Source organism: Streptosporangium sp. NPDC053982, assembly GCF_055585205.1.
Genome location: NZ_JBVJKQ010000011.1, coordinates 173,525 through 198,583, shown reverse-complemented (window position 1 = coordinate 198,583; position 25,059 = coordinate 173,525). Strand labels below are relative to the sequence as shown.

25 protein-coding genes are annotated in these 25,059 nt (G+C 74.5%); 12 read left to right on the top strand and 13 right to left on the bottom strand.

Going from position 1 to position 25,059, the window contains the following annotated elements; genetic code table 11:
• Positions 1 to 172 precede the first annotated feature (172 nt).
• The 6 genes from ACZ6W9_RS21575 to ACZ6W9_RS21550 form a co-directional block, all read right to left on the bottom strand.
• The gene (locus ACZ6W9_RS21575) at positions 173 to 502 is read right to left on the bottom strand and encodes a DUF3140 domain-containing protein (protein ID WP_470119243.1); all 330 of its coding nucleotides are present in this window, start codon (positions 500 to 502) and stop codon (positions 173 to 175) included.
• Position 503: 1 nt separating this feature from the next.
• A complete protein-coding gene (locus tag ACZ6W9_RS21570; RefSeq protein WP_389966965.1) occupies positions 504 to 767 on the bottom strand; it encodes a hypervirulence associated TUDOR domain-containing protein in 264 nt (87 codons plus the stop codon).
• Positions 768 to 854: 87 nt separating this feature from the next.
• Entirely contained in the window at positions 855 to 1,895 is a 1,041-nt protein-coding gene (locus tag ACZ6W9_RS21565) for a YihY/virulence factor BrkB family protein (protein ID WP_389966962.1), read from the bottom strand.
• A gap of 157 nt (positions 1,896 to 2,052) precedes the next feature.
• Positions 2,053 to 2,727 carry a DUF3618 domain-containing protein gene (locus ACZ6W9_RS21560; protein ID WP_470119240.1) on the bottom strand — a complete coding sequence of 225 codons (675 nt, stop codon included), beginning with the start codon at positions 2,725 to 2,727 and terminating at the stop codon, positions 2,053 to 2,055.
• Complete coding sequence (locus ACZ6W9_RS21555; RefSeq protein ID WP_362939745.1) at positions 2,703 to 3,125, bottom strand: phage holin family protein; 423 nt, start codon at positions 3,123 to 3,125, stop codon at positions 2,703 to 2,705. Before ACZ6W9_RS21555 ends, ACZ6W9_RS21560 begins: the two co-directional genes overlap by 25 nt.
• Positions 3,122 to 3,901, bottom strand: a complete 780-nt coding sequence (locus ACZ6W9_RS21550; RefSeq protein WP_470119238.1) for a hypothetical protein — start codon at positions 3,899 to 3,901, stop codon at positions 3,122 to 3,124. The genes ACZ6W9_RS21555 and ACZ6W9_RS21550 overlap by 4 nt, the downstream gene beginning before the upstream one ends.
• Before the next feature lie 247 nt (positions 3,902 to 4,148).
• Here ACZ6W9_RS21550 and ACZ6W9_RS21545 point away from each other — a divergent pair, with 247 nt between their 5' ends.
• Positions 4,149 to 5,129 carry a DMT family transporter gene (locus ACZ6W9_RS21545; RefSeq protein WP_389966955.1) on the top strand — a complete coding sequence of 327 codons (981 nt, stop codon included), beginning with the start codon at positions 4,149 to 4,151 and terminating at the stop codon, positions 5,127 to 5,129.
• Positions 5,130 to 5,164: 35 nt separating this feature from the next.
• Here the strand turns inward: ACZ6W9_RS21545 and ACZ6W9_RS21540 are convergent, their stop codons facing one another.
• Together ACZ6W9_RS21540 and ACZ6W9_RS21535 are read right to left on the bottom strand one after the other, a co-directional pair.
• Positions 5,165 to 5,674, bottom strand: a complete 510-nt coding sequence (locus ACZ6W9_RS21540) for a VOC family protein (RefSeq protein WP_389966952.1) — start codon at positions 5,672 to 5,674, stop codon at positions 5,165 to 5,167.
• Positions 5,675 to 5,741: 67 nt separating this feature from the next.
• Positions 5,742 to 7,085: an ROK family protein gene (locus ACZ6W9_RS21535; protein ID WP_470119236.1), complete on the bottom strand. Its 1,344-nt coding sequence runs from the start codon at positions 7,083 to 7,085 to the stop codon at positions 5,742 to 5,744.
• 51 nt (positions 7,086 to 7,136) lie between these two features.
• Here ACZ6W9_RS21535 and xylA point away from each other — a divergent pair, with 51 nt between their 5' ends.
• From xylA to ACZ6W9_RS21505, 6 genes are all read left to right on the top strand, one after another.
• Entirely contained in the window at positions 7,137 to 8,300 is a 1,164-nt protein-coding gene (gene xylA, locus ACZ6W9_RS21530; protein ID WP_389966946.1) for a xylose isomerase, read from the top strand.
• Positions 8,297 to 9,712, top strand: coding sequence for a xylulokinase (xylB, locus tag ACZ6W9_RS21525; RefSeq protein ID WP_470119234.1), 1,416 nt, complete (start codon positions 8,297 to 8,299; stop codon positions 9,710 to 9,712). The genes xylA and xylB overlap by 4 nt, the downstream gene beginning before the upstream one ends.
• Before the next feature lie 223 nt (positions 9,713 to 9,935).
• Entirely contained in the window at positions 9,936 to 10,622 is a 687-nt protein-coding gene (locus ACZ6W9_RS21520; RefSeq protein WP_470119232.1) for a DUF998 domain-containing protein, read from the top strand.
• A gap of 115 nt (positions 10,623 to 10,737) precedes the next feature.
• Positions 10,738 to 13,020 (top strand): sensor histidine kinase, encoded by a 2,283-nt coding sequence (locus tag ACZ6W9_RS21515; RefSeq protein WP_389966936.1) that lies wholly within the window; start codon positions 10,738 to 10,740, stop codon positions 13,018 to 13,020.
• 106 nt (positions 13,021 to 13,126) lie between these two features.
• The gene (locus ACZ6W9_RS21510; protein ID WP_362939772.1) at positions 13,127 to 13,513 is read left to right on the top strand and encodes a roadblock/LC7 domain-containing protein; all 387 of its coding nucleotides are present in this window, start codon (positions 13,127 to 13,129) and stop codon (positions 13,511 to 13,513) included.
• Entirely contained in the window at positions 13,510 to 13,881 is a 372-nt protein-coding gene (locus ACZ6W9_RS21505) for a DUF742 domain-containing protein (RefSeq protein ID WP_389966932.1), read from the top strand. The genes ACZ6W9_RS21510 and ACZ6W9_RS21505 overlap by 4 nt, the downstream gene beginning before the upstream one ends.
• A 194-nt stretch (positions 13,882 to 14,075) precedes the next feature.
• On the opposite strand, the gene ACZ6W9_RS21500 is transcribed toward ACZ6W9_RS21505, so the two are convergent.
• The 4 genes from ACZ6W9_RS21500 to ACZ6W9_RS21485 form a co-directional block, all read right to left on the bottom strand.
• Positions 14,076 to 14,651 (bottom strand): GTP-binding protein, encoded by a 576-nt coding sequence (locus ACZ6W9_RS21500; protein WP_362939778.1) that lies wholly within the window; start codon positions 14,649 to 14,651, stop codon positions 14,076 to 14,078.
• Complete coding sequence (locus ACZ6W9_RS21495) at positions 14,632 to 14,979, bottom strand: DUF742 domain-containing protein (RefSeq protein ID WP_362939781.1); 348 nt, start codon at positions 14,977 to 14,979, stop codon at positions 14,632 to 14,634. Before ACZ6W9_RS21495 ends, ACZ6W9_RS21500 begins: the two co-directional genes overlap by 20 nt.
• A gap of 232 nt (positions 14,980 to 15,211) precedes the next feature.
• Positions 15,212 to 15,619 carry a roadblock/LC7 domain-containing protein gene (locus ACZ6W9_RS21490; RefSeq protein ID WP_362939784.1) on the bottom strand — a complete coding sequence of 136 codons (408 nt, stop codon included), beginning with the start codon at positions 15,617 to 15,619 and terminating at the stop codon, positions 15,212 to 15,214.
• Positions 15,619 to 18,138: a sensor histidine kinase gene (locus tag ACZ6W9_RS21485; protein WP_389966927.1), complete on the bottom strand. Its 2,520-nt coding sequence runs from the start codon at positions 18,136 to 18,138 to the stop codon at positions 15,619 to 15,621. The genes ACZ6W9_RS21490 and ACZ6W9_RS21485 overlap by 1 nt, the downstream gene beginning before the upstream one ends.
• 161 nt (positions 18,139 to 18,299) lie before the next feature.
• Between ACZ6W9_RS21485 and ACZ6W9_RS21480 the strand changes: the two genes are divergently transcribed.
• From ACZ6W9_RS21480 to ACZ6W9_RS21460, 5 genes are all read left to right on the top strand, one after another.
• The gene (locus ACZ6W9_RS21480; RefSeq protein WP_470119228.1) at positions 18,300 to 19,145 is read left to right on the top strand and encodes an SDR family NAD(P)-dependent oxidoreductase; all 846 of its coding nucleotides are present in this window, start codon (positions 18,300 to 18,302) and stop codon (positions 19,143 to 19,145) included.
• Between the two features lie 309 nt (positions 19,146 to 19,454).
• On the top strand, positions 19,455 to 19,895 hold the full coding sequence (locus ACZ6W9_RS21475) for a hypothetical protein (RefSeq protein WP_389966921.1): 441 nt from the start codon (positions 19,455 to 19,457) through the stop codon (positions 19,893 to 19,895).
• Positions 19,892 to 20,347: a hypothetical protein gene (locus ACZ6W9_RS21470; protein WP_389966918.1), complete on the top strand. Its 456-nt coding sequence runs from the start codon at positions 19,892 to 19,894 to the stop codon at positions 20,345 to 20,347. Before ACZ6W9_RS21475 ends, ACZ6W9_RS21470 begins: the two co-directional genes overlap by 4 nt.
• Before the next feature lie 135 nt (positions 20,348 to 20,482).
• Entirely contained in the window at positions 20,483 to 21,262 is a 780-nt protein-coding gene (ccmA, locus tag ACZ6W9_RS21465; protein WP_470119225.1) for a heme ABC exporter ATP-binding protein CcmA, read from the top strand.
• Positions 21,259 to 22,752, top strand: coding sequence for a DUF6297 family protein (locus ACZ6W9_RS21460; RefSeq protein WP_470119224.1), 1,494 nt, complete (start codon positions 21,259 to 21,261; stop codon positions 22,750 to 22,752). The genes ccmA and ACZ6W9_RS21460 overlap by 4 nt, the downstream gene beginning before the upstream one ends.
• Positions 22,753 to 22,919: 167 nt before the next feature.
• On the opposite strand, the gene ACZ6W9_RS21455 is transcribed toward ACZ6W9_RS21460, so the two are convergent.
• A complete protein-coding gene (locus ACZ6W9_RS21455; RefSeq protein ID WP_389966909.1) occupies positions 22,920 to 24,692 on the bottom strand; it encodes a DEAD/DEAH box helicase in 1,773 nt (590 codons plus the stop codon).
• Positions 24,693 to 25,059 lie beyond the last annotated feature (367 nt).

Sequence of the window (25,059 nt, the reverse complement as noted above, 5' to 3'; positions counted from 1 at the left end):
CGTGCCGTCGGAAGCCCGTGCCGTCGGAAGCCCGTGCCGTCGGAAGCCCGTGCCGTCGGAAGCCCGTGCCGTCGGAAGCCCGTGCCGTCGGAAGCCCGTGCCGTCGGAAGCCCGTGCGGACGAGGAGTGGCAGCCCGTCGAGGAGTGGCGGCCCGTCGAGGGGCGGCGGGCGTCATTTGAGCGGGTCGTGGCCCCAGTTCATCAGGGAGTGCCGCCACCGGGTGTCCGTGACGTCCCCCGACGGGCGCTGCGCGAGGTGACGGTGGACGTACCCGGTCACCTTCCGCATGTGGGCGTAGTCGTCGTCGGACAGGTCGCCCTTCTTCTTGCGGAGGATCTCGGTGATGCGGCGGCCGGACTCGTGTCCCGTCGACTCGCCGCCCCCCGACCTGTCGCCGGCGGCCTCGGACTCGGAGGTGCGCAGCCAGCGTTCCAGTTCGGCGGCGGTCATGTTGACCGCCTCGCCGAACTCGGCGGAGATCCGCTTCCGGTCCGCGACCATGTCAGCCCCTCCTCCGCAGCGCCGACGGCCGGTGCACGGCGCTCCTGCCGCTCTCGTCGCTGCGGACCAGGTACCGCGGCTCGTCGGGTGAGGCGTCGACGACGCGCCCGGCGGCCTCCGTCCTCTCAGTGATCTTCTTCTCCACCTTCCCCGAAACGGTGGAGCCGTGGCTGTTCCAGGTGACCTCGTCACCGACGGACAACTCGTCCGCGCCGTGTTCCCCGCCCTGTCCCGAGCCGTGTTCCTCGCTGTGCTCCTCGCGCATACGGAACCCGTACCCCTTCCGGCGGACCGGACGGTCAACGGACCGGCACGGGCCGCCATACCTTCCCACCGGCCGGGGCGCGCCGGGTCAGTCGCGTTCCCGCTTCTCGAACCTGCGGACCTCCGCGCGCTCCTCCTCGTCGAACTTGCGGGTGTCGCGGGGCTCGACGTACGGCTCGGCGTCGGCCGGGACGCCCGCCTCGATGGCGCGCTCGCGGGCGAGTTCGGCGTCGAACTCCACGCCGAGCAGCACGGCGATGTTCGTGATCCACAGCCAGATCAGGAAGACGATGACCCCGGCCAGGGCGGCGTAGGTCTTGCTGTAGGAGCCGAAGTTGGCCACGTAGAACGCGAACGCCGCGGACGCGACGATCCACAGCACGACGGCCAGCAGGCTGCCGGGGGTGATCCAGCGGAAACCGGGGTGGGAGACGTTGGGGGCCGCCCAGTACAGCAGGGCCAGGACCAGCGCCACGACGAGCACCAGGACCGGCCACTTGACGATGCTCCAGACGGTCAGGGCGGTCTCACCGATGCCCAGGAGCCTCCCCGTCTGCTGGGCGAGCGACCCGGTGAACACGACGGAGACCGAGCCGGCCGCCATCAGGAGCACCAGGACCGCGGTGATGCCCAGCCGCAGCGGGAGGGTCTTCCAGACGGGCCTGCCCTCGGGCATCTCGTACATGACGTTGGCCGCCCGGATGAACGCCCCCACGTATCCGGATGCGGACCAGAGGGCGACGGCGATGCCCAGGATCGTGGTGATCCCGGCGGCGCCCTGGTTGCCCTGGAGCGCCTGGAGCACGGCGTCGATGGTCTGCCGGGCGGGACCGGGCGCGATGACGCTCAGGTTGTCGGTGAGCGCCTTGGTGGTGTTCTGGCCGAACAGCCCCAGCACGGACACCACGGCCAGCAGCGCCGGGAAGATCGACAGCACCGCGTAGTAGGTGAGCCCGGCGGCCCAGTCGGTGAGGTTGTCCTGCTGGAACTCCTTGACGGTGCGCTTGAGCACGCCCCACCACGACCGCTTGGGAAGCTCGGACGGGCTCTGGGGAGCCGGCCCGTCCGCGGTGCCGGGGTCGCGGGCCGCGTTCCGGTCGTCGTGGCGTGGGGTGTCGTGCTGGATCATCGCGCACCGTTCTCTTGACGCAGCTTACGATTGCCCGCCGCCGCCCTCCCCTGCCGGGGAGGGCGGCGGCGACGGCGTTCACTCATGAGGCGTCCTCCCGGGCGCCTGACCAGGCGCCCTCCCGGGCGTCCTCGCCGGGCGTCCTCCCGGGCGCCCGTCAGACCCCGTGGGAGGAGCGGGCCGTGTCGGTCACCTGGTGGGCCTGCTCGCGGGCGTGGTCGCCGGTGGCCCTGGCCGCCTCACCGGCGGTGTCCCTGACCTGGCCGACGGCCTCCTGAGCGACCTGCTTGGCCTCCTCGCCCAGCTGCTGGGCCGACTCGCGCACCGCCTCCTTGACCGGCTCGATCATGTCGCCGGCCTGCTCCTTGACCTGCTGGGCCGCCCGCTGCTCGGCCTCGGTCGCCGGGATGAGGGCTGCGGCGAGCAGCCCGGCGCCGAAGGCGATCAGACCGGCGGCCAGCGGGTTGCCCTGGGCGCCGCGCATCGCCTGCTCCGGCGCCTCGCGGACCATCTCGGTGGCCTGCTGTGCGCCGTGCCTGACGGTGTCGGCGGCACCGGCGGCGGTCTCGCGGACGGTGCCGGCGGCGTCGGCGGCGGTCTCGCGGACACCGTGGACGGCGTGCCCGGCCTGGTAGCGAGCCTGGTGAGCGGCGTGGGTCGGGGTGCCCATCACCCGCTCGCGCACCGAGTAGAGCTTCTCACGCATGCGATCGGTCCTCCGTTGAATGATCCGCGACGGGCTCGTCCGGTCGGCCAGCCGATTCACGTCGGCGGCCAGCTCCGCCCTGGTGGCGGCGATCTCTCTTCTTATTTCGTCAGGTTCCGCGCCCATCGCGCATCCTCCTTGAGCGTCTCGACCGTCTGCTCGGGCTTGGGGGAGACCTCGCTCATCCGCTTGCGCCCGTTGGTGTACAGCACTCCGCCGACCACGGCCCACACGACCGCGACGATCAGGGCGGCCCAGCCCAGGGGCATGACGGCGCCCAGGCCGAACATGACCGTCAGCGACACGAAGAGGGCGGCCAGCAGGCCCGCCACCCCGGCGCCGCCGAGCATTCCGCCGGCCTTGCCGGCCTTGGCCGCCTCCTGGCGGATCTCGGCCTTGGCCAGCTCCACCTCCTGGCGGAAGAGCTTGGAGAGGTCCTCGCCGACCTCGCCGACGAGCTGTCCCAGCGACGGCTCGGCCGGTTCGTAGGCCGGTGAGGCCGGTTCGTAGGCGGGCGAGCTCACCGTGGCTCACCGTCCCAGGGGGTCGAGGGAGGGGTCTCGGACGGGTACTGCGTCGTCGGCGTCGTCGGCCGGGTCTGGGCCGACGAGGGGGACGACGGGTACGGCTCGGCCGAGCCGTAGGGGTCGGCGGTGGTGGAGGTGCCGTCCGTGGTGTACGGCTGGGCCGAGGGGTACTGCGTGCCGGTCGGCTGGGTGTACGACTCAGAGGGCTGTCCGTACGGCTGCGACGGCTGGGCGTACTGCTGCGGGCGGTAGCCGTCCTGGGCGCCGGGGTACGCCGTGCCGGAGGTGTCGTTCTGGGAGGCGGCCGTCGCCTTGGCCATCCGGCCGACGAGGAAGCCCGCGGCCACCGCGCCCATGAGGAACGCTCCAGGACGGCGGCGGGCGAAGCTCTGGACGTCCCGGACCACCCCGGCCAGGCCCTCCTGCTCCAGGTAGTCGGCCGCGCGGCGGCCGGTCCCGGCGACCTGGTGCACCGCGTTGGTCACCGGGGAGTCGGGCTTGGCGGCCTCGGTCATCGAGCTGAGGTCGTCGGCCCACTGGCGGATGCCCTGGGCGGCGCGCCGGCTCTGGTGCCTGCTCTGCTCGCCGACCCGGTCACGCAGCTGCCCGACGACGTTCTGCGCCTGGTACCGGGTCTCGTGGGCGACCGCGCGGGTCTGGTCCTTGGCGGTCCCGGCCACCTCTCCGACGGCTGCCTTGGCGTGTTCGGTCGTCGTGTGGGGCTGGTCGCCCGGCATGGAGCGCTCCCCCGTCCCGGCTGGGAATTCGTTCACCGATGCCTCCAAAGTCGTGCGCGTCTTCCGTGACACCGCCGCTACCCCCGTCGATTCAACACATTCATAAACGGCGATAAAGGGCTCTCGACCTGCCCCTCGGCATGAACGGTCGGTATCGGGCATCATCGACCACGAAAAACCACAAAAGGGATCCGCATTCCCATATCCCGGGCTTCCATGCGGGCCGACGGTTCGGCGCGGCCCGAAGAGTGGGGGCCATAAGGTGCCGCATATGAGACAGACCATGCCAACCCGGACGGAAGGCACGCAGGACCGGCTGGACCGGCGCGCGATGGCGGCGGCCGGTGTCACCGTGCTGCTGTGGGCCTCGGCGTTCGTCGGCATCCGCGGCGCGGCGCCGTACTTCTCCCCGGGGGCGCTCGCCCTGGGACGGTTACTGGCGGGCTCGGTGGTGCTGGGCGTCGTCCTGCTGGCGCGGCGCGAAGGGCCGCCGCCGCGGGCCGCCTGGCCGGGCGTCCTCGTCTCGGGGATCCTGTGGTTCGGCGCCTACACGGTCGCGCTGAACTGGGGCGAGCAGGAGGTCGACGCGGGCACCGCGGCGATGGTCGTGAACATCGGCCCGCTGCTCATCGCGCTCCTCGGCGCCCGGCTGCTCGGGGAGGGACTCCCGCCCCGGCTGCTGGCGGGCATGGCGGTGTCGTTCACCGGCGCGATCGTGGTCGGGGCCTCCATGTCCGGCGAGGGGCGGGCGTCGGTGACGGGCGTCCTGCTCTGCCTGGCCGCGGCGGTGACGTACGCGGTGGGCGTGCTGTCGCAGAAACCCGCGCTGCGCCACGCCTCACCGCTCCAGGTCACCGCGTTCGGCTGCTTCGTCGGGACGGCGGCGTGCCTGCCGTTCGCCGGGCAGCTCGTGTCGCAGGCCGCCAGGGCCCCGCTGGCGGCGACCCTGGACGTCGTGTACCTCGGCGTCTTCCCGACGGCGGTGGCCTTCACCACCTGGGCCTACGCCCTCGCCCGCACCACCGCGGGCAGGATGGGCGCCACGACCTACCTCGTCCCGGCGCTGGTGGTCCTGATGGCCTGGGCGGCGCTGGGGGAGATCCCCGGATGGCTGTCCCTCCTCGGCGGGCTGCTGTGCCTGGCGGGGGTGGCCGTCTCCCGGAGACGGGACCCGGGCGGTGACGCCGGACGGGTCCCACCGCGAGGGGGCCCGGCCGGGGCCGGGGCTGAGGTGCGACAGACCGGGACCGGGATCGGGGCCTGAGCCGGTGCGGCAAGCCGGGACCGGGGCCCGAGCCGTCAGGCCGGCGTCGAGACGCCGACGCCGCCCCGGGTGTGCGCGCCGTACCGCTCCTTCTCCGCGGCGAGGTCGAGCGGCCGGATGCGGCTGCGTCCGCGCAGCGTCTCCTCGGTGAGCAGGGCGGCCGGGACGAGCCAGGACACCTCGAACTCCAGCCCGTCGGGGTCCTTGGCGTACAGGGCCTTGGTCGTGGAGTGGTCGGAGGCGCCGGCCAGGGCGCCCAGCTCCGTCAGCTTGGCGGCGATCCGCTCCAGCTCCTCCAGGGTGTCGACCTCCCAGGCCAGGTGGTACAGCCCGACGGCGGAGCGACCGGCGGGCGAGGGGGCGGCCTGGTCGCCGACCTCGAACAGGCCGAGGTCGTGGTCGTTGGCGGAGCCTGCGGCCTGCAGGAACGCCGCGCCCCGCATGCCCATGACGACCTCGAAGCCGAGGGCCTCCCGGTAGAAGGCGACGCTGCGCTCGACGTCGCGCACGTACAGGACCGCGTGGTTGAGCCGCTGGACGGGCATGGCTCTCTCCTAAGAACTTGAACCTTCAACCAGATTACCTCCGCGAAGCTCAGGATCGCCCGGCGGGTCAGGGGGCGAGCGGGCGGGTGGCGGGGAGGTGGGGGGCGGGGTCGGCGAGGACGCGGTGGATGACCCGTCCGGCCCCGCCGAGGGTCGCGGCGTCGCCGCCGAGCCGGGAGACCGCCAGTTCGGGCACGGAGCGGCGCATCCCGGCCAGCCGGGTGGACATCGCCTCGCGGACCGGATCGGCGATCCACTCGAACAGCGGCGCGAAGATCCCGCCCAGCACGACCGTCCCGGGGTCCATCAGGTTGACCGCCGAGGTGAGGGCGACGCCCAGCGCCCGTCCGGCGCGCTCGCAGGCGCGCAGCGCGTCCGCCTCGCCGGCCCGGAGCCGGTCGGCCAGTTCGGGCACCCCGGCGGCGCCGGAGGCGCGGAGCAGGGCCTCCTGACCGGCGTACCGTTCCAGGCAGCCCCGCCCTCCGCAGCGGCAGTCCGGGCCGTCGGGGAAGACGACCACGTGACCCAGCTCTCCGGCCAGGCCGTGCGCGCCGCGGAACAGCTCGCCGCCGACCACCAGGCCGGCGCCGATGCCGGTCTCCCCCGACACGTGCAGGAAGTCGCCGGGCCCGCCGCCGAACCACAGCTCGCCCAGGGCGGCGAGGTTGGCTTCGTTCTCCACGGCGACCGGGAAGTCCAGCAGGTCGCCGGCCCGGACGCCGCGCCACCCGAGGTTGGGCGCGGTGTGCAGCAGCCCGCCGTCCACGGGCCCGGGGACGGCGAGCGTGGAGCCGACGACGGACAGGCCCGCCGTACGTGCTTCGTCCACAGCCCTGTGGGCAAGTTCTTGCAGATGGGCCATGGTTTCCACAGGAGGGCGGGACCGGTTGTCCACAGCCTGTGCACAACGGAGCCGCACCGCGAGGGTGAGGTCCGCCACGCAGGCCGACAGGTGGCCGGCGGTGATCTCCAGGCCGAGCGCGGCCACCCGGTCGCCGCTGAGGGAGACGGCCGTGCCGGGCCGGCCGCGCTCGCCGTCGCGGGGCGCCGCCGACTCGGCGACCATCCCGGCCTCCAGCAGGTCCCCGACCATCTTGGAGACCGTGGTCTTGGTCAGCCCGGTGATCTCGGCGAGCGCCGCCCGGGTGACCGGGCCGCTCCGGCGCACCTCGCCCAGCACCACGGCGAGGTTGCGGGCGCGCATCGAGTCGTGGCGTACGGCCCGCGTCGTCACGGAACCCGGCATGGAGCCCGGCATGGGGCCCGTCACGGAACCCGCCCGGCCCGCGTCGCCGAGCGACCCGCCGCGTACGTCGCGCGGGCCGTCGCGCACGTCGCGGAACCCGTCGTGCGATCCGTCGTGCGACCCGTCGTCATGGAACTCATGGAACCCACCTCTTGACGATCCCACCCTGCCGGACCATATTAAGTCCATAATGTGGATTAAATAGGAGGAGACGCGATGAGCGACTACACCCCCAGGCCGGAGGACCGCTTCACCTTCGGGCTGTGGACCGTGGGCTGGCAGGCCCGAGACCAGTTCGGAGACGCCAGCCGTCCCGCGCTGGACCCGGTCGAGACCGTCCACCGCCTGGCGGAGCTCGGCGCGTACGGCGTCACCTTCCACGACGACGACCTGCTGGCCGTCGAGCCCGACCGCGACCGGGCGGTCGCGGCCTTCAAGAAGGCGCTGTCGGAGACCGGGATGAAGGTCCCGATGGCCACCACGAACCTCTTCACCCACCCCGTCTTCAAGGACGGCGCGTTCACCAGCAACGACCGCGACGTCCGCCGGTACGCCCTGCGCAAGGTGATGCGCAACATCGACCTGGCCGCCGAGCTGGGCGCGACCACCTACGTCTGCTGGGGCGGGCGCGAGGGCGCCGAGTCCGGCGCCGCCAAGGACATCCGGGCCGCGCTCAGCCGCTACAAGGAGGGCATGGACCTGCTGACCTCCTACGTGATCGAGCAGGGCTACGACATCAGGTTCGCCATCGAGCCCAAGCCGAACGAGCCGCGCGGCGACATCCTGCTGCCGACGATCGGCCACGCCCTGGCGTTCATCAACGAGCTGGAGCACTCCGAGCGGGTCGGCCTCAACCCCGAGGTGGGGCACGAGGAGATGGCCGGGCTCAACTTCGCCCACGGCATCGCGCAGGCCCTGTGGCACGGCAAGCTGTTCCACATCGACCTCAACGGCCAGCACGGCCCCCGCTTCGACCAGGACCTGGTCTTCGGCCACGGCGACGTGAAGAACGCGTTCTTCCTGGTGGACCTGCTGGAGAACGGCGGCTACGACGGCCCCCGGCACTTCGACTACAAGCCGGTCCGCACCGACGACGTCGAGGACGTGTGGGTGTCGGCCGCCTCCAACATGCGGATGTACCTGATCCTGAAGGAGAAGTCCCGGGCGTTCCGCGCCGACCCCGAGGTCGCCGAGGCGCTCGCCGCGAGCCGGGTCGACGAGCTGGGCGAGCCCACGCTGGCCCCCGGCGAGACCCTGGCCGACCTGGCGAACGACGACTTCGACGTCGACGCGGCGGCGGCGCGCGGCTTCCACTTCTCCCGCCTCAGCCAGCTCGCCATGGACCACCTCCTCGGGGTCCGCGGGGGCGACCGGGCATGACGCTCGTGGCCGGGGTCGACTCCTCGACCCAGAGCTGCAAGGTGGTCATCAGGGACGCCGGAACCGGAGCCCTGGTCCGCCAGGGCCGCGCGGCCCATCCCGACGGCACCGAGGTGGCCCCGGCCGTCTGGTGGGCCGCGCTCCAGGAGGCGGTCGCCCAGGCCGGCGGGCTCGACGACGTCGCCGCGGTGAGCGTCGCCGCCCAGCAGCACGGCATGGTCTGCCTGGACGAGTCCGGGCAGGTCGTGCGGGACGCGCTGCTGTGGAACGACACCCGCTCGGCCGGCGCCGCGGGCGACCTGGTCGCGGAGCTGGGCGGGCCGGAGCGGTGGGCCGAGGCGGTCGGCAGCGTGCCGGTCGCGTCGTTCACGGTGGCCAAGCTCCGCTGGCTGGCGGCCCACGAGCCGGAGTCGGCCCGCCGTACGGCGCGGGTGTGCCTGCCGCACGACTGGCTGACCTGGCGGCTGGGCGGCGGGGACGGCGAGATCGTCACCGACCGGGGCGACGCCTCCGGCACCGGCTACTTCTCGCCCGCCACCGGCTCCTACCGCACCGACCTGCTCAAGGCGGCGTTCGGCTCGGTGCCCGGCCTGCCGCGCGTGCTCGGCCCCCGCGAGGAGGCCGGCGAGCTGCGGGTCCCGGGTCCGTCCGCGACGTCCGGCCCGGTACGGCTGGCCCCCGGCACCGGCGACAACATGGCCGCCGCCCTCGGGGTGGGCGCGGGGCCCGGCGACGTGGTGGTGTCGATCGGGACGTCCGGCACGGCGTTCGCGGTGGCGGAGAGTCCGAGCGCCGACCCGACCGGCGCGGTGGCCGGATTCGCCGACGCCACCGGACGGTTCCTGCCGCTGGTGTGCACGCTCAACGCGGCCCGGGTCCTCGACGCCGCCGCCCGGATGCTCGGGGTCGGCCCCGCCGACCTCGACCGGCTGGCGCTGCAGGCCCCGCCCGGGGCGGGCGGCCTGGTGTGCGTTCCCTACCTGGAGGGGGAGCGGACGCCGAACCTGCCCGAGGCCACCGGGACGCTGCACGGTCTGACCCTGGCCACCTCCACCCCCGCCCACCTGGCGCGGGCCGCGGTGGAGGGCATGCTCTGCCACCTGGCCGACGCCTTCGACGCCCTCGGGCTGGAGCCGTCCAGGGTGCTGCTCATCGGCGGCGGGGCGCGGTCGGAGGCGGTGCGGCGGATCGCCCCGGCGGTCTTCGGGCGGCCGGTGGTCGTCCCCGAGGCGGGGGAGTACGTCGCCGACGGCGCGGCGCGGCAGGCCGCCTGGCTGGTCGCGGGCGGGGAAGAGCCGCCCGTCTGGGAGCGGGCCGGCTCCCTGAGCTTCGAGGCGGACGCCGTGCCGGAGATCAGGGACCGCTACGCCGAGGCGCGCGCCCGGTACACCGGGGGCCGCGACACGGCCTGAACGACGGCCCGTGGAACCGCCCGCGGCACGGCCTGAACGACGGGCCGGGACCCGCGAACGGCCGGCCCCGGCCCGTGGAACCGCCCGCGGTACGGCCTGGACGGGGGTCCGGCGGGCGGTCCCCGGGACCCGCGACACGGGGCGGGATCTCGGGGGCCGCTCAGGGTCGGATCAGGGGTGCCGCCGGATGTGTGGAACCGCGTCCCCGGGACAGTCTGGGTCCATGCTCGCGTCGAAGAGGCTCTACCCCCTGATCGCCTGTGCCGGTGTGGCCGCGGCGGTCGTGGCCGCGATCGCCGGTCAGATCGACCCGGATCCGCAGCTGGACCCGCTCAACCTGACGATCAGCGAGTACGCCGCGCTCGACCGCGGCGGGGCCACCGAGTTCGCCATGGCGTGCCTGGGCGTCGCGTCCTTCGCGCTGGTGGCGGGGCTGCGGGCGGCCCGTGCCCCGATCGGCGCGGCGGCCGGGCGGCTGATGCTGGCCTGGAGCGCGGCGCTGATCGTGATCGCGGTCGTGCCGACGGTCGCCCCGGGCCTGGCGCTGGACCTCGGCGCCCAGGTGCACCGCTACGTCTCCATCGCCGCCTTCCTCGCGCTGCCCGCGGCGGGCGCGCTGATGGCCCCCGGGCTGGGCCGGGACGAGCGGTGGCGGGCGGTGGCCAGGCCGGTGGAGTGGCTGACCCTGGCCGGTGGGTTCGGGCTGCTGGCCCTCACCTACGTGGCGCTCCCGGGGGACAGGGTGCTGATCGGCCTGGCCGAGCGGGGGCTGCTGGTCACCGAGGTCGCCCTGCTCGGGGTGCTCGCCGTACGGCTGGTGTGGCTGGCCTGGGCGCCGGCCGCCGCCCGCGTGCCGAGCGCTGGCCGGGCGCTTCTAGCTGACTTGTCCGGGAACATGACTGTTTCCTGACAGGTCACAAATAGGACAAGAATATTTCTCCTGTCCGATGCTATCCTCGTCGGCGATCTGAAGATCGTCCGGAGGTTCCCGTTCTCGCGCTCCGGGACCGAACCGTTGAGGTGACATGGCATCGAGCAGGTCCATCCGGTTCAAGATCTCTGCTCTGCTGGCGATCCCGCTGACCTCGCTCGTCGCCCTCTGGGGGTTCGCGGCGACGGTCACCGTGGGCGACTCGGTGAGCATGCTGGAGGCCGACGACCTCTACGACGCGGTCATCGCGCCCGCCAACGAGCTGAGCTACGCCGTGGAGCGCGAGCACATGCTGTCGGCCGAGTATCTCGCCGTCCGCTCCGAGGACGCCCGGACGGCCCTGGCCGCCCAGCGCGCCGTCACCGACGGGGAACGGTCCCGGCTGCGTGACGGGGCGCGGCGCGGCCTGGGCTTCGCGGACCTGGGTACGACGTCCAAGGCCCGGTTCGCCGACCTGACGGCCGCGGTCGACGCGCTCGACGCGGTACGGGCCAAGGTGGACGGCGGCCGGATCGGGTCCATCGAGCTCGCCGGGGAGTTCGGCCCGGTGCCCGAGGCGTTCTACCGGTTCATCGACATCGCGGCCGTCGCCGACGACCATGCCCTGTCCCGGCAGATGCGCGGTGTCAACACGGTCGGCTACTCGCTGGCCTTCTTCTGCCACGAGCGGGCGCTCGCCGCGGGCGCGCTGGCCACGGGCCGCCGTCTGACGCCGGCCGAGCTGCGGTTGTTCGGGCAGTTCGCCACCAAACGCGCCTTCCTCATGGAGGAGGGCATGTCGCAGCTCGACGCCGGGATGCGCGCCCCCTTCGCCGGTCTGGTCCCCTCGTCGCAGCCGGTGAGGGCCCTCACCGAGATGGAGGGCCGCCTGATGTCCGGCGGCGTGGTCGCCGAGGCCGACTGGCGGGCCGCCACCGACCGCCTGGAGACCGCCTACCAGAAGGGGCTGTCGGCGGCCGGTCGCGGGCTGATCGACCGGGCGACGCCGGCGGCCCTCTCGACCTTCGCCAAGGCCGGGACCGCCGGCGCGCTCGGCCTCGTCGCGGTCATCGCCTCGCTGCTGGTCTCCTACCGGATCGGCCGCAACCTCACCCGTGAGCTCGCCGGGGTCCGGCGCGCCGCCGCCGACCTGGCGGAGGTGCGGCTGCCGCGCGTCATGGAGAGGCTGCGCCGGGGCGAGCCGGTGGACGTGGCCGCCGAGGCGCCCCCGCTGGAGCCGCTGGGCAGCACCACCGAGGTCCACGACGTCGCCGCCGCCTTCGACAGCGTCCAGCACCGCGCCGTGGACGCCGCCGTGGAGCAGGCCAGGCTGCGCGAGGCCGTCGCGCAGTCCTTCCGCAGCCTCGCCCGGCGCAGCCAGTCGCTGCTGCAGCGCCAGCTCAAGCTCCTCGACGGCATGCAGAAGCAGGCCGAGGACCCCGAGGCGCTGGAGAACCTGTTCCGGCTCGACCACCTGACCACCCGCATGCGCCGCCATGCCGAGGGCCTGGTGATCCTCTCCGGCGGAGCCGCGGGTCGCAAGTGGCGCTCGCCCGTCCTGATCGAGGACATGCTGCGCGGCGCCGCCGCCCAGGTCGAGGACTACGCCCGGGTGCGGATCTATCCCATGCTCGGCGCCACCCTGGCCGGTGACGCGGTCGCGGACATGATGCACCTGTTCGCCGAGATCATCGAGAACGCCACGGCCTTCTCCCCGCCGGGGGGCGAGGTGTCGATCCGGGGCGAGTGCGCCGGCCACCGGGGTTTCACGGTGGAGGTCGAGGACCGGGGTCTCGGCATGACCTCGGAGAAGCGCGCCGCGGTCAACGAGCGGCTGGCCAGTCCGCCGGAGTTCGACCCGGCCGAGACCGACCGGCTGGGCTTCGCGGTGGTCGGCATGCTGGCCGCGCGGTACGGGGCGAAGGTGACGGTGCGGCCCTCGCCGTACGGCGGGACCGGGGTCGTCGTGCTGATCCCCGGGTCGCTGCTGGGAGAGCCGCATACGGAGGGACAGCCGCCGCGGGAGATTCCCGAGGCCGGGATCGGCGACGAACCGGCCGAGGCCGTACGGCCCGCCGGGACCGCCGGGCCGGGGACCGCCGCGGGCGTGACGCAGTCCGGGAAGGCCGGGTTCGCCGGGACCGTACGGCTCGCCGGGACCGGGGAACCCTCCGGGCCGACCGGGATCGTGCCGTCGCCGGAGGCCGCGCCGCGGACGCCGCCGGCGAACGGCCTGCCCCGCCGGATCCGCCGGGCGAGCCCGCCGCGGCCGTCGCATGAACCGGACATGTCCGGGCAGGCCGGAGAGCGGTCGCCGGAGGAGGCGCGGGCGGTGCTCAGCTCGCTCCAGGCCGGCTGGCGGCGCGGCCGGGCCGAGGACGGGGGTGAGGAGCACTGAGGCCGGACCGGGAACGGTGATGACGATCACCGAACAGGAGACCGGCCGGCGGCCGGCGTAGACACGCGAACGAGCGCGACCATCACAGGGGAAGGGGTTTTACCACGTGCCGGGTGAGCTGTATTGGCTTCTGGATGACTTCGTCACGAGCGTGGCGGACGTCTCGCACGCGCTGATCCTGTCCAACGACGGGTTGATGATGGCCTCCTCGCGGGAGCTGAGCAAGGAGGACGCCGACCATCTGTCGGCGGTGGCCTCCGGGTTCCAGAGTCTGGCCAAGGGGACCAGCCTGCAGTTCGGCGGCGGAGCCGTCCGGCAGACGATGGTGGAGATGGACTCGGCGTTCCTCTTCGTCACCTCGGCCGGCCAGGGCAGTTGCCTGGCGGTCATGACCACCGGCGCCGCCGACGTGGGCCTGATCGCCTACGAGATGGCCCGCCTGGTGACCCGGGTCGGCCAGCACATGGCCACGGCCCCCCGGGCGGGCCAATGAGCGACGACGTCGAATGGGTGGACGAGGAGGCCGGGCCGGTCGTCCGCCCCTACGCCCTCACCGGCGGGCGCACGCGCGCCTCCTCGGCCTCGTTCGACGTGCTGTCAATGGTGCTGGCGACCGGCGCGGCGGCCACCACCGCCGCCCACCTGGGGTCGGAGCACCGGCGGCTGCTGGGCCTGGTCCGGCGGACCAGGCCCGTCGCGGAGGTCGCCTCGGAGGCCGGGCTGCCGATGGGGGTCGTCAGGGTGCTGCTGGGCGACCTGCTGGACCAGGGGCTCGTCCTGGTGCGGTCGCCGGTCCCGGCCGCCACGCCGCCCGTGGAGAGCCTCCTGCAGGAAGTGATCAACGGCCTCCGGGCGCTCTGAGCCCGTCCGGGAGCCCGTCCGCGCCCTCGCGGCGGGCACGGTGGGGCGGCGGGCGGGAACGGCGGTCCGTGACGGGAGTGCGGGCCACGGGCCCGTTCACGCCGGTCCCCGACCCGGCCACGCGGGCGGGACGTCGGGCGCGCGGCCCGGCGGCGCCGGCCGGCCGCCGGCGCCTTCGTGGAGTGCCCGATCCGTCAGTGCTGGTCGGCCGTCAGGACCCTCAGGGAGTGCTCGACGAGCGTCACCAGGACCGTCTTGGCCGAGGCGCGGCGCCGCACGTCGCACAGCAGCACCGGCACGTCCTCGTCGAGGTCCAGCGCGGAGCGCACCTCCTCGGCCTCGTACTGCTCGGCGTCGTCGAAGCAGTTGACCGCCACGATGAACGGCGTGCCCCGCTGCTCGAAGTAGTCGATCGAGGGGAAGCAGTCGGTCAGCCGCCGGGTGTCGGCGAGGACCACCGCGCCGAGCGCGCCGTAGGACAGCTCGTCCCACATGAACCAGAACCGCTCCTGCCCGGGGGTGCCGAACAGGTACACGACCAGGCCCTCCCGGATCGTGATGCGGCCGAAGTCCATCGCGACCGTGGTGGTGTGCTTGCCCTCCACGCCCTCGACGTCGTCGATGCCGATGCCGCGGTCGGAGAGCACCTCCTCGGTCCGGAGCGGCCGGATCTCGCTGATCGAGCCGACCAGCGTCGTCTTGCCCACCCCGAAGCCGCCTGCGATGAGGATCTTGAGCGCGACTGGTTCGTCAGAGGGCTCGAAGTCCATTGATCACTTCCTTGAGAATGCGCTCGCTCGCCGAGGCGCGCCCTATCGAGATCAGCTTGTGGTCGTGCAGGTCGCCGAGGAGGACCCGGACCACGCCGAGAGGCAGGTCCAGGTCGGAGGCGATGTCGGCGACCGAGGTCGCCGTGGTGACCAGGGAGAGGATCCGCTCCTGCTCCGGTCCGGGGACGAACCCGTCGGACGGGGCCGTTCCCGAGGCGGTGATCATCGAGACCAGGTCCAGCGCGTCACCGGACGACCGGGTCCGGCCGCCGATCAGCGCGTACGGCCGGACCACGGGCCCGGCCTCCTCGTCCATCCACCGCGTCATGACGGCCGCTCCCCTCGGTGGCCGTACGGCGCGCGGGCCGCGGGCCGGCCGTACGGCGTGTGGATCACACGGCGGCCGTGGACCGCACGGTGACCGTACGGCGGGCGGATCGCGCGGAGGCCGTGCCGGACGCGGGCCGTCGCCCGGCCGTACGGCGGGCGGGCCGCGCGGCCGCAGGGGAAGCGGATCGCGGGACGATCGCCCGGCACGCCGCGCCCGGTGTCCCGCTCGCTCACGAGAGACCTTGGCGCGGGAGCGTGGAGATGTGCGGACCGACCCGCTTGACCAGCATCGCCATCTCGTAGGCGATGTGGCCGACGTCGGCGTCGGAGTCGCTCAGCACGGCGAGGCACGTGCCCTGCCCCGCGGCGGTGACGAACAGGAACGCCGATTCCATCTCCACGATGGTCTGGCGCACCTCGCCCCCGCCGAAGTGGCGGCCGGCCCCGCGCGCCAGGCTCTGGAACCCGGCCGCGACCGCCGACAGGTGCTCGGCGTCCTCCCGGCTGAGGCCCTTGGAGAATCCCACGGCCAGGCCGTCGGTGGACAGGATCACAGCTTGGCGCACCGCGGCCACCCGGCTCGTCAGATCGTCGAGGAGCCAGTTCAACTCGCCGGTGTTGGTGAACTTCCCGGTCATCAGTCCCTCTTGTCGGCTGTCGTGTGGTGTGCCAAGTCTTCGTTCTCCTCGCGTGCCCGTCGCGTGCCCGCCTGGAAGGCGGAGAACAGGGCCCGCACCTCGTCCGGCGAGCGGCCTTCGGCGGGCGGGCCGGGTTCGGGTCCCGGCCGGGCGGGTTCCGGCGGGGCGGGCGCCTGTGTCTCCTGCCGGAGTTGCGGCACGAGGCTGGCCTGCCGGACCCGGCGGGGCAGTTCCCGGGGGCCGGTGGTCTCCGTGGCGCTCCCCGCGGCGGTCTCCGCGGTGCCCCCGGCGGTGGCGGCGGTCTCCGCGGTGGCGGCCCTGTGGGCGCCCCGCCCCGCACGCTCCTCGCCGGTCCCGTCGGCCCGGCGGGCGGTCTCCCGGGTCTGCCCGGGATCCGTCCCGGGGGCCGTCTCCGGGACGGGCGAGCCGGGCACCACGGTCAGCGTCGGCGCGGCGAGGGGCGGCCGTCCGGTGGGGGAGCCGTCGGGGACGCCGCCGGGGGTGGGCCTGGGCGTCGTCCTCGTCCGCCGGGGCAGGCCGCCGCCCTGGCGGCCCGCGTTCGGCCGGCCGCCGTTCTGGCGGGCGCCGCCCGCCGCGGTGAGCGGGGACGGCGCGACGGCCCGGGGAGCGTCGCCCGCAGGCGCCTCCGGGTCGCGGGCGACGGCGGGGGCGAGCGGCGAGTCGTTCTCGGCGAGCACCGCCCGGGGGATGAGCACGATCGCCGTGGTGCCGCCGAACGGCGAGTTGCGCAGGGTGACCTGGACGCCGTGCCGGGCGGCGAGCTGGCCCACCACGAACAGGCCGAGACGGTCGCTGTCGGCCAGGTCGAACTCCGGCGGGCTGGCCAGCCGCTCGTTGACCATCGCGTACTCCGTGGCGCTGAGCCCCAGGCCGCGGTCCTCCACCTCGACGGTGAACCCGTTGGCCACCACGTCGCCGCGCACGGTCACCGAGGTCTGCGGCGGCGAGTACACCGTGGCGTTCTCGATCAGCTCGGAGAGAAGGTGCGTGAGGTCGGCCACCGCGGCCCCGTCGACCGAGGCGGCGGGCATCGGCGTCACCTTGACCCGCCGGTAGTCCTCGATCTCGGCCAGCGCGGCCCGGACGACGTCGAGCACCGGCACCGGGTTGCGCCAGGTCCGGCCCGGCGCGGCGCCGGACAGGATGATCAGGCTCTCGGCGTGCCGCCTCATGCGGGTGGTCAGGTGGTCCAGCCGGAACAGGTCCTCAAGGGCGTCCGGGTCGTTCGTCCGGCGCTGCATGCCGTCCAGGAGGGTGAGCTGGCGGTGCAGCAGCCCCTGCTTGCGGCGGGCGAGGTTCACGAAGACCTGGCTGACGCCGCGGCGCAGGTCGGCCTGGCCGACGGCGGCCTCGACGGCGGTGCGCCGTACCGAGTCGAACGCGTGGGCCACGTCGCGGACCTCGGCGGAGTCGCCCGCGGTCTCGATCGGCGGGGTCTCGGCGCGCACGTCCACCTTCTCGCCGAGCCGCAGCCGCTCCACCAGGCGCGGGAGCCGCACGTCCGCCAGGTCGAGCGCGGCCGACCGCAGCCCGGCCAGCTCGCCGGACAGCCGGCGGCCGAAGCGGACCGAGATGACGATGGAGGCGATCACCGCCAGCAGGCCGACACCGCCGGCGACGGCGATCCGGGCCAGGATGCCCGTGGCCACCGACGCGGACCGGTCGGACAGCACACCGGTGGCGGAGACGCCGAGCTGGTCGAGCGAGGCCGACAGGCCGTCGACGGTCGCCTTCCAGGTGTCCAGCTCGACGGGGAGGCGGTCGCCGGGGGCCGCGACGACGGCCCTCTCCAGCTCGGCGAACCTCTTGAAGGCCGCGGAGGCGAAGACATCGCGGTACGGCCCGGCCAGCTCGCCGTCCAGCGACGCCAGGCCGCGCGTGTGCAGGAACCTGCGGGTGGCGACGTACTCGCCGAAGGCCTCCCGCTCCCGCCGGGACAGTCGCTCGTCGATCAGGGCGCCGCTGACCAGGGCGTTCTCCCGGGCGATCATCTCCCGGGCGTTGCCCATCGACTGCATGGCGACGGCCTGCCGGAAGATGCCGAGGTCGGGCACGGCGACGAGCCGGTCGTACAGCAGGAAGACCGAGTCCAGGATCTGGTTGTACTGCGTCAGGGCGTTCAGCCGGTCCCGCTGCCCGCCGTCGATGCCGGCGCGGATGCCGGGGAGCCGGTCGAGCTGGCGGAGCACGCCGTCCAGCGCGGTGCTCGTCTCCGGGCCGCCGGGGTCGGCGGTCAGGACGGCGGCCTGGAACGCCTCCACCGCCCGGTCGGTACGGCCGCGCTGCTCACCGGTCACACTCGTGATGACCCCGGAGCTGATCGCCACCGAGGCCTGGGTCCGTTCGGCCTGGACCTGGAGCCCTAACTCGGTGGAGGCCACCCCGACGCCCTGGTAGAGGTCGTAGGAACGCAGGAGGGCGACACCGTCGCCGACCGTCAGGTTGAGGGCGAAGCCCCACAGGGCGCTGAGCGACACCAGGGGCAGGAGCAGCAGCAAGACGATTCTGAACCGAATGGATCGGTTTCCAGAGCCCATGCCCACTCGTCCCAACCTGTGAGTATGTGGAGGCTCGTGACTGAATCTGGGGTGGAATGCGCCTCCGGAAGATCGCACAGGAGACTAGCACCGATTAAGGTTTCGGCGCAGTGGAGGATCTGATGATTAGTGTGATTACCGGGGCCAGTGCCGGAATCGGCGCGGCCGCCGCGGTGGAGCTGGCCCGCCGCGGGCACCGGCTCGTCCTGGTCGGCCGCGACGCCGGACGACTGGCCGAGGTGGCCCAGGAGGCCGGCCGGGCGGCGGCCTCCGGCCCGGATGCCGGCGCAGGCGCCACGCCGGACACGCTGACGTGCGACTACGCCTCGTTCGACGACGTCCGGGCGCTCGCCGCAGAACTGCGCTCACGTTACCCGCGCATCGACGTTCTGATCAACAACGCGGGCGTGATGACCACTCGGCGGACGCTCACCCGCGACGGCCACGAGACGATGATGCAGGTCAACCACCTGTCCCCCTTCCTCCTGACGAACCTGCTGCTGGACCGGGTGGGCGGCCGGGTGATCACCACCTCGTCCCGGGCCGGCAGGTCGGGCCGCCTGGACCCCGCCGACCTCGACCGTGAGCGGCGGAAGTGGAACGGCTGGCTGCAGTACGGCGATTCCAAGCAGGCCAACGCGCTGTTCACCGTGGAGCTGGCCCGGCGGCTGGCGGGGACCGGGGTGAGCGCCACCTGCTTCCACCCGGGTGTGATCAAGACGGGTTTCGCGCCGGGAACGTTCCTGATGTGGTTGGTGATGCACGTCCCGGGCGTGGGACGGACGGCGGAGGAGGGCGCGAGCACGATGGTCCACCTCGCCACCCACCCGGACGGCGCCGACCACCCGGGCCGCTACTTCGCCGACCGCGCCCCCGCCGCCGTCCCCCGGGGGATGAGCGATCCGGAACTGGCCCGCGCCCTCTGGGACGCCAGCGCCGCCGCCGTCGGCCTGGACCAGCCGGCCTGAAGCAGGCGAACCCGGTGCGACCGGGCCTGGACCGGCCGCCGGGGCCGGCTGCCTGGACCGGCCGCCGGGGCCGGCTGCCTGGACCGGCCGCCGGGGCCGCGACGGGGTCCGGTGCGGCCCCGGCGGCCGGACGTGTCCCCGGCACCCGAACTCGGCCTGGTCTGCCCTGGCCTGCCCTGGTTTGATGACCGCATCCTCAGACGCTCTTGGCCCTTCGCGAAGGTTCTCCGGATCCGGCGCTGGCAATCTCATGATTGACACGGCATCGGCATCGCACCGGGAATTCACAGGGGACGCGGGGGATTTCGCATGGAGGCCAGGAGAACGATCTGGGTCACGGTGGCGCTCGCCGCCCTGGTCCCTCTGACGGCGTGCGGCGGAGAGCAGTCGGGCGGCCCCACCGCCCCCGCCCCCGCGGCCACGACGGGCAGCGGCACGACCGCTCCCACGGCCACCTCCGCGCCCGGCGGCTCTGCCTCCGCCTCCGCCGGGGCGCCCGGCGGTGCCCCCAGCGGCGCCCCGAGCTCGCAGCCCGCCAAGGTGTCGGCGAACACCGCCAGTGAGAGCCAGATCGCCACCGCGCTCCGGGCCGCCGGGGTGCCCAACGCCGAACGGTGGGCGAAGGAGGTCGTCGAGTACCGGCCGTACCCCGCCGACGACCGGAACTTCACGAAGCTCCGCGAGGAACTCGCCAAGTACAACCCCGGCCAGGAGACGATCGACAAGATCATCTCAGTGCTCCAGCCTTGAGAGACCGGTCCGTCTGGCTGCGCCCCGGCCTCCTCGCCCTGGTCGCGGTGAGCGTCCTCGGCACCGGCCTCGAACTCGCCGCCGAGCGGCACTGGCAGGCGTGGAACCAGCTCCCTCCCTGGGGGGCGTTGGTCCTCCTGACGGCGGGGCTGGTGATCGCGGCCCTCAGCGACTCCCGGCGGGCGGTCGCCGTGGTCCGGACGCTGTCGGTGATCGCGCTGGCGGTGGGGGCGCTCGGCGTCTACTTCCACGTCGCGGCCAACTACGACACGGGCTTCCTCGACCAGCGGTACGCCGCGACCTGGGAGAGCCTCCCCCAGCTCACCCGCTGGTGGTACGCCGTGAGCGAGACGGTGGGACCCGCGCCGCCCTTCGCCTCGGGCGCGCTCGCCCAGACCGCCGTCGTCCTCCTGCTGGCCACCCTCCTCCGCCGTCCGGGCCGCGGGGACTGAACCCTTGTCTGCCGTCCGGGCCGCGGGGACCGAGCCCTCGTCCGCCGTGCGGCCCGCCCCGTCCCGCTGTGGCGGCGTCCGCCGCGGCACGTCGGCCGGAGCGCGCCGTACCCCGTCCCTGGCTAGGGTCGAACGGTGACCGAACCGATCATCACGCTCCGCGGCCTGCGGGTGGCCCTCGGCGGCAACCCGGTGCTGCGCGGCGTCGAACTGACGGCCGCGGCGGGGGAGATCATCGCCGTGACGGGCCAGAACGGCGTGGGCAAGTCGACCCTGCTGCGCTGCCTGGCGGGCCTGCAACCTCCCGACGAGGGAGAGATCACCGTCCTCGGCGGCCCGCCCCGCGACACACCCGCGTTCTGGCGCGAGGTGGTGCTGGTCGCCGACGAGCCGGCCTGGTACCCCGGGCTGACGGTGAGAGAGCACCTGGAGCTGGTGCGCGCGGTCCATCCCTCCCCGCGGACGGACGTCGAGGAGGCGCTGGAGACCTTCGGCCTGGGAGACCGCGCCGACGCGGTGCCGCAGAACCTGTCCACCGGCCAGCGCCAGCGGCTCTCCCTCGCCGCGGCGCTGCTCCGGCCGAGCCGGCTGCTCCTGCTCGACGAGCCGGAACGCGGGCTCGACACCGGCTTCCGCGAGCGCCTGGCGGCCCTCCTGACCGGCTACGCGGCCGAGGGGCGGACGGTGGTCACGGCGACCCACGACCCCGGGCTCGCCGAGGCCACCGGAGCCCGCCGCGTCGAGCTGACCGACGCCCCGGTCGCGGACGCTCCGGCGACGGACGGCCCGGCTGCGAGCGGCCCGGCGGACGGCCCGGTCGCGGGCGGTCCGGTCACCCGCGGGAACCCCGGACGCCGGGCGGGCCGCCGTACCGGCGGGACGGCGGGCGGCCGCGCGGCGAGGAGGGCCCGATGAGCGAGGGCGCGGCCGCGGTCCGGGCCGTGCGCGCGCTCACCCGCCCCCGGCGCGGACGGATGAGCTGGTCGGACCGCTACGTGGCCGGATTCGGGCTGGTGATGCTCCTCGCGGTCCTCGCCGAGCCGCTCTCGTCGGCGCTGGCCGCGCTCGGCCACCCGCGCGACCCGTCGCGGGCGGCGGCCGGGACCGCGCTGGTCCTGCTGGCCTACGCCGGGTTCCTCGCCCTGGCCCGCGCCGCCGGTCCCGTCGTCCTGCCCGCGCCGGACGCCTCCTGGCTGCTGCTGTCCCCGCTGGACCGGCGGGCCGTGCTGGGGCGGACGGCGCGGGTCCTCGCGCTGGTCTGCGTGCCGGTCGGGATCGCGCTGGGAGTGGTCGCGCTCGCCGTGCTCGGGGCGCCCGGCCAGCCCGCGGTACGGCTGGCCGCGGCGGTGGCGCTCGGCCTCGCGGCGAGCGCGGCGGGCATGGCCGCGGCCGTGACGGCCCAGGCGTCGCAGGCCTGGGACTCGTGGCTGCAGGCCGCCGTCGCCGTGACGGTGGTGGCGGCCGCGGCGGTCGCCCTGCTCGGCGGCGCGGGACGGTGGCTGCTCGCCGTCTCCTCCGCTCCCCCCGCGTACGGCGCGGCCCTCGCCGCGGCGTCCGCCGCCGTGGCCGCGCTGCTCGTACGGCGGGCCCGCGCGGCGACGGCGGCGATGCCCGCGCGATCCGTGCTCGGAGCCTCCACCCGGGCCGGGCATGTGACACGGGCGGCAGAAGGACTGGATCCCAGCCTGCTGACCTGGATCGCCGAGGAGGCCCACTGGCGCGGGCGCCGCCTGCGGTCCCGTCCGTGGCCGTCGCTGCCGGCCCCGCTGGCGACGGCGTGGCACGACTGGCGCAGGCTCGTCCGGCGGCCGGGACGGCTCGCCGTACTGTTCGGCGCCGCCGTACTGCCCGCCCTGGTCGCGCGGGCGTCCGGCGGGCTCACCCCGCTGACCGCGGCGGCGGTGCTCGCCGGCGGGCTGGCCGCCGCGGCGTCCGGCGTCTCCGGCGCGCGCCGCGACGGTGACGACCCCGCCCTCGCCCGGCTCCTCGGGACGGGGTTCCGATCGGTCCTGGCGGCCAGGGCGCTGCTCCCGGCGCTGCTGGGCGCGGGATGGCTGGCCGTCGCCCTGGGCGGGCTGACGCTGACGGGCGCGCTCCCGGCGGGCCCGTGGTGGCTCCTGGGCGCGGCCGCGGCGCCCGCCCTGGCCGCGGGCGCGCTGCGGATGGCCCGCAGACGGCCCGTCGACCATTCGATGCCGGTGATCGACACCGGCGGCGGCGCGGTCCCCACGGGACCGCTGCTGTGGGGTCTGACCGGCGCCGACCTGGCCGTGGCGGGGTGCCTGCCCCTGGCGATGGCGCTGACCGGCGGTTCCGCCGGGCCGGGCGCGTTCCTGGCCGGGCAGGCGCTGACCGGCGCGGCGGTCCTGACCGCCTACCTGTTCCGCGCGCGGCGCGGCGACTGAGGACCGGCCCGGCCGGGACCTGTTCGGCGGGGCCGAGGCGACGCGAGGGCCGGGCGTCCACTGCCGGGCCGGGACCAGGGCGGTGCCGACGAGACCGCCGGCACCGCCCCGGCCCGGGTGCCGGGGCGCGGGCCCGCACCCGGGCCCGGAGGCCGGAGAACGGGGACCTAGTAGCGCTCGCGGCGGACCGTCGCCCGGCGGCCCTTGATGGTGCTTCCCCGCAGGCCCGCGATCACCTGCTCGGCCGCCGGGTCGGGGACCTCCACCAGGGAGAAGCGGTCGAAGATCTCGATCGCCCCGATGTCCCGTCCGCTGAGGCCCGTCTCACCGGCGATCGCACCGACCAGGTCCTGGGGCCGGACGCCGGCGCTGCGCCCGGCGCCGACGAACAGGCGGGTCATCCCGCCCGTCGCGGCCCGCGGCCCGCGGCGAGGCTCGCGCCCGCCGTCCCGGCCACCGTCCCGCCCGCCGTCGCGGCCCGTTCCGTCGCGGCGGCCCCGGCCCTCGGTGGCCCGGAGGGTGACCTCGGGGATCTCCTCCTCGTCGGCGGCGGCCCCGCTGGCCTCGTGCGCCAGCTTCACCGCGGCGAGGGCCACCTCCATGATGTCGAACTCGTCGGTGAGGGTCTCGACCACGACGCGGAAGCGGTCGAAGTCGTCCTCCAGCAGGCTCTCGTGCAGCGCGGCGCGCGTCATCTCCAGCTGCCGGGCGCGCAGGTCCGCCACGGTCGGCACCTTCTCGACCGGGATCCGGCGCTTGGTCACCCGCTCGATGGTCTTGAGCATCCGGTGCTCGCGCGGCTCGGCGAGGGTGATGGCCACGCCCTCGCGGCCGGCCCGGCCGACCCGGCCGATCCGGTGCACGTACGCCTCGGGCGCGGAGGGCACGTCGTAGTTCACCACGTGGGTGAGCTGCTCGATGTCGAGGCCGCGCGCGGCCACGTCGGTCGCCACCAGCAGGTCGGCCGTGCCGCTGCGCAGCCGTCCCATGACGCGGTCGCGCTGCTCCTGGCCCATCCCGCCGTGCAGGGCCTCGGCGCGGTAGCCGCGGCCGTTCAGGGTCTCGGTGAGCTGGTCCACCTCGTCGCGGGTACGGCAGAAGACGATCGCGGCGGTGGGCGACTCCACGTCCAGCAGGCGGCCGAGCGCCGCGGGCTTGTGCGCCCGGGGGACCACGTAGGCGGTCTGCCGCACCAGCGGGGACTCACCCGGCGCGGGCGCCTCCCGCCCGATCTCGATCCGGACCGGGTCCTGCAGGTGGCGGCGGGCGATGCCGTTGATGCGCGGCGGCATCGTGGCGGAGAAGAGCACCGTCTGGCGGTTCTCGGGGGTCTCCTGGAGGATCGCCTCGATGTCCTCGGCGAAACCCATGTCGAGCATCTCGTCGGCCTCGTCCAGCACGACCATGCGCAGGTTCGACAGCCGGAGCGTGCCGCGGCCGATGTGGTCGAGCGCGCGTCCGGGCGTGGCGATCACGACGTCGACCCCGCGGTCGAGCGCGCGGAGCTGCCGCCCGATCGGCTGCCCGCCGTAGATCGGCAGGACGCGGGCGCCCAGCTCACGGCCGTAGTGGTGGAACGCCTCCGACACCTGTACGGCCAGCTCCCGGGTGGGCACCAGCACCAGCGCCGTCGGGTCCTCCCTCTCGGCCTCGGGGTCGAGGCTCTGGAGCACGGGGAGCGCGAAGGCCGCCGTCTTACCGGTGCCCGTCGCGGCCTGGCCGAGCAGGTCGCGGCCCTCCATCAGCGGCGGGATCGCCTCCCGCTGGATCGGCGTGGGCTCCTCGTAGCCCAGGCCGGAGAGCGCGCGCAGGATCTCGGGCCGCAGCTCCAGATCGGCGAAACCGGTCGCGACGCCGTCGGTCGCGGAGGCGCCGGGCACGGAGGCGTCGGACGGGACGGCGGCGTCGTCGGACGCGGGGGCGGTGTTCGGGGTGGTCATGCTTCGGGTTTCCTCACTCCTGGACGGACGCGCACGGGCTCACGGTGACGACAAGTTCCACCCCGTGACCGCATGCTCCGTCTTCGGGGCGCCGCCGGACCACCGGTTTCACCGGTCTGTCACGGCGCGCCTCCCCGGACGGCGGCCGTCGTGAGCGGCCGGGCGCGAACGCCGGTGGACCCGTCGGCCGGTCCCACCTCAAGGGACCGGCGCCGCCGATCCGGCGGTGACGGGCGGGTCAGGGTGCGTTTCCCATGACATGCCCGGCCGCGCGCCGGACGAACGTCGAACAGACGACATCGGCGGCGAACTCCGGATCGGTGGTCCCAGCCTAGTTGACCTCGCCGTGGGTTCGTCCGGGACGGGT

What these genes read in the sequence shown, in the direction of transcription:
- ACZ6W9_RS21460 (WP_470119224.1), top strand. Translation starts at nt 21,259, where the DNA reads ATGAGCGAGGGCGCGGCCGCGGTCCGGGCCGTGCGCGCGCTCACCCGC.
- ACZ6W9_RS21455 (WP_389966909.1), bottom strand. Translation starts at nt 24,692, where the DNA reads ATGACCACCCCGAACACCGCCCCCGCGTCCGACGACGCCGCCGTCCCG.
- ACZ6W9_RS21520 (WP_470119232.1), top strand. Translation starts at nt 9,936, where the DNA reads ATGCTCGCGTCGAAGAGGCTCTACCCCCTGATCGCCTGTGCCGGTGTG.
- ACZ6W9_RS21480 (WP_470119228.1), top strand. Translation starts at nt 18,300, where the DNA reads ATGATTAGTGTGATTACCGGGGCCAGTGCCGGAATCGGCGCGGCCGCC.
- ACZ6W9_RS21505 (WP_389966932.1), top strand. Translation starts at nt 13,510, where the DNA reads ATGAGCGACGACGTCGAATGGGTGGACGAGGAGGCCGGGCCGGTCGTC.
- ACZ6W9_RS21570 (WP_389966965.1), bottom strand. Translation starts at nt 767, where the DNA reads ATGCGCGAGGAGCACAGCGAGGAACACGGCTCGGGACAGGGCGGGGAA.
- ACZ6W9_RS21565 (WP_389966962.1), bottom strand. Translation starts at nt 1,895, where the DNA reads ATGATCCAGCACGACACCCCACGCCACGACGACCGGAACGCGGCCCGC.
- ACZ6W9_RS21495 (WP_362939781.1), bottom strand. Translation starts at nt 14,979, where the DNA reads ATGACGCGGTGGATGGACGAGGAGGCCGGGCCCGTGGTCCGGCCGTAC.
- xylA (WP_389966946.1), top strand. Translation starts at nt 7,137, where the DNA reads ATGAGCGACTACACCCCCAGGCCGGAGGACCGCTTCACCTTCGGGCTG.
- ACZ6W9_RS21560 (WP_470119240.1), bottom strand. Translation starts at nt 2,727, where the DNA reads ATGGGCGCGGAACCTGACGAAATAAGAAGAGAGATCGCCGCCACCAGG.
- ACZ6W9_RS21475 (WP_389966921.1), top strand. Translation starts at nt 19,455, where the DNA reads ATGGAGGCCAGGAGAACGATCTGGGTCACGGTGGCGCTCGCCGCCCTG.
- ACZ6W9_RS21540 (WP_389966952.1), bottom strand. Translation starts at nt 5,674, where the DNA reads ATGCCCGTCCAGCGGCTCAACCACGCGGTCCTGTACGTGCGCGACGTC.
- ACZ6W9_RS21500 (WP_362939778.1), bottom strand. Translation starts at nt 14,651, where the DNA reads ATGGACTTCGAGCCCTCTGACGAACCAGTCGCGCTCAAGATCCTCATC.
- ACZ6W9_RS21490 (WP_362939784.1), bottom strand. Translation starts at nt 15,619, where the DNA reads ATGACCGGGAAGTTCACCAACACCGGCGAGTTGAACTGGCTCCTCGAC.
- xylB (WP_470119234.1), top strand. Translation starts at nt 8,297, where the DNA reads ATGACGCTCGTGGCCGGGGTCGACTCCTCGACCCAGAGCTGCAAGGTG.
- ACZ6W9_RS21545 (WP_389966955.1), top strand. Translation starts at nt 4,149, where the DNA reads ATGCCAACCCGGACGGAAGGCACGCAGGACCGGCTGGACCGGCGCGCG.
- ACZ6W9_RS21515 (WP_389966936.1), top strand. Translation starts at nt 10,738, where the DNA reads ATGGCATCGAGCAGGTCCATCCGGTTCAAGATCTCTGCTCTGCTGGCG.
- ACZ6W9_RS21575 (WP_470119243.1), bottom strand. Translation starts at nt 502, where the DNA reads ATGGTCGCGGACCGGAAGCGGATCTCCGCCGAGTTCGGCGAGGCGGTC.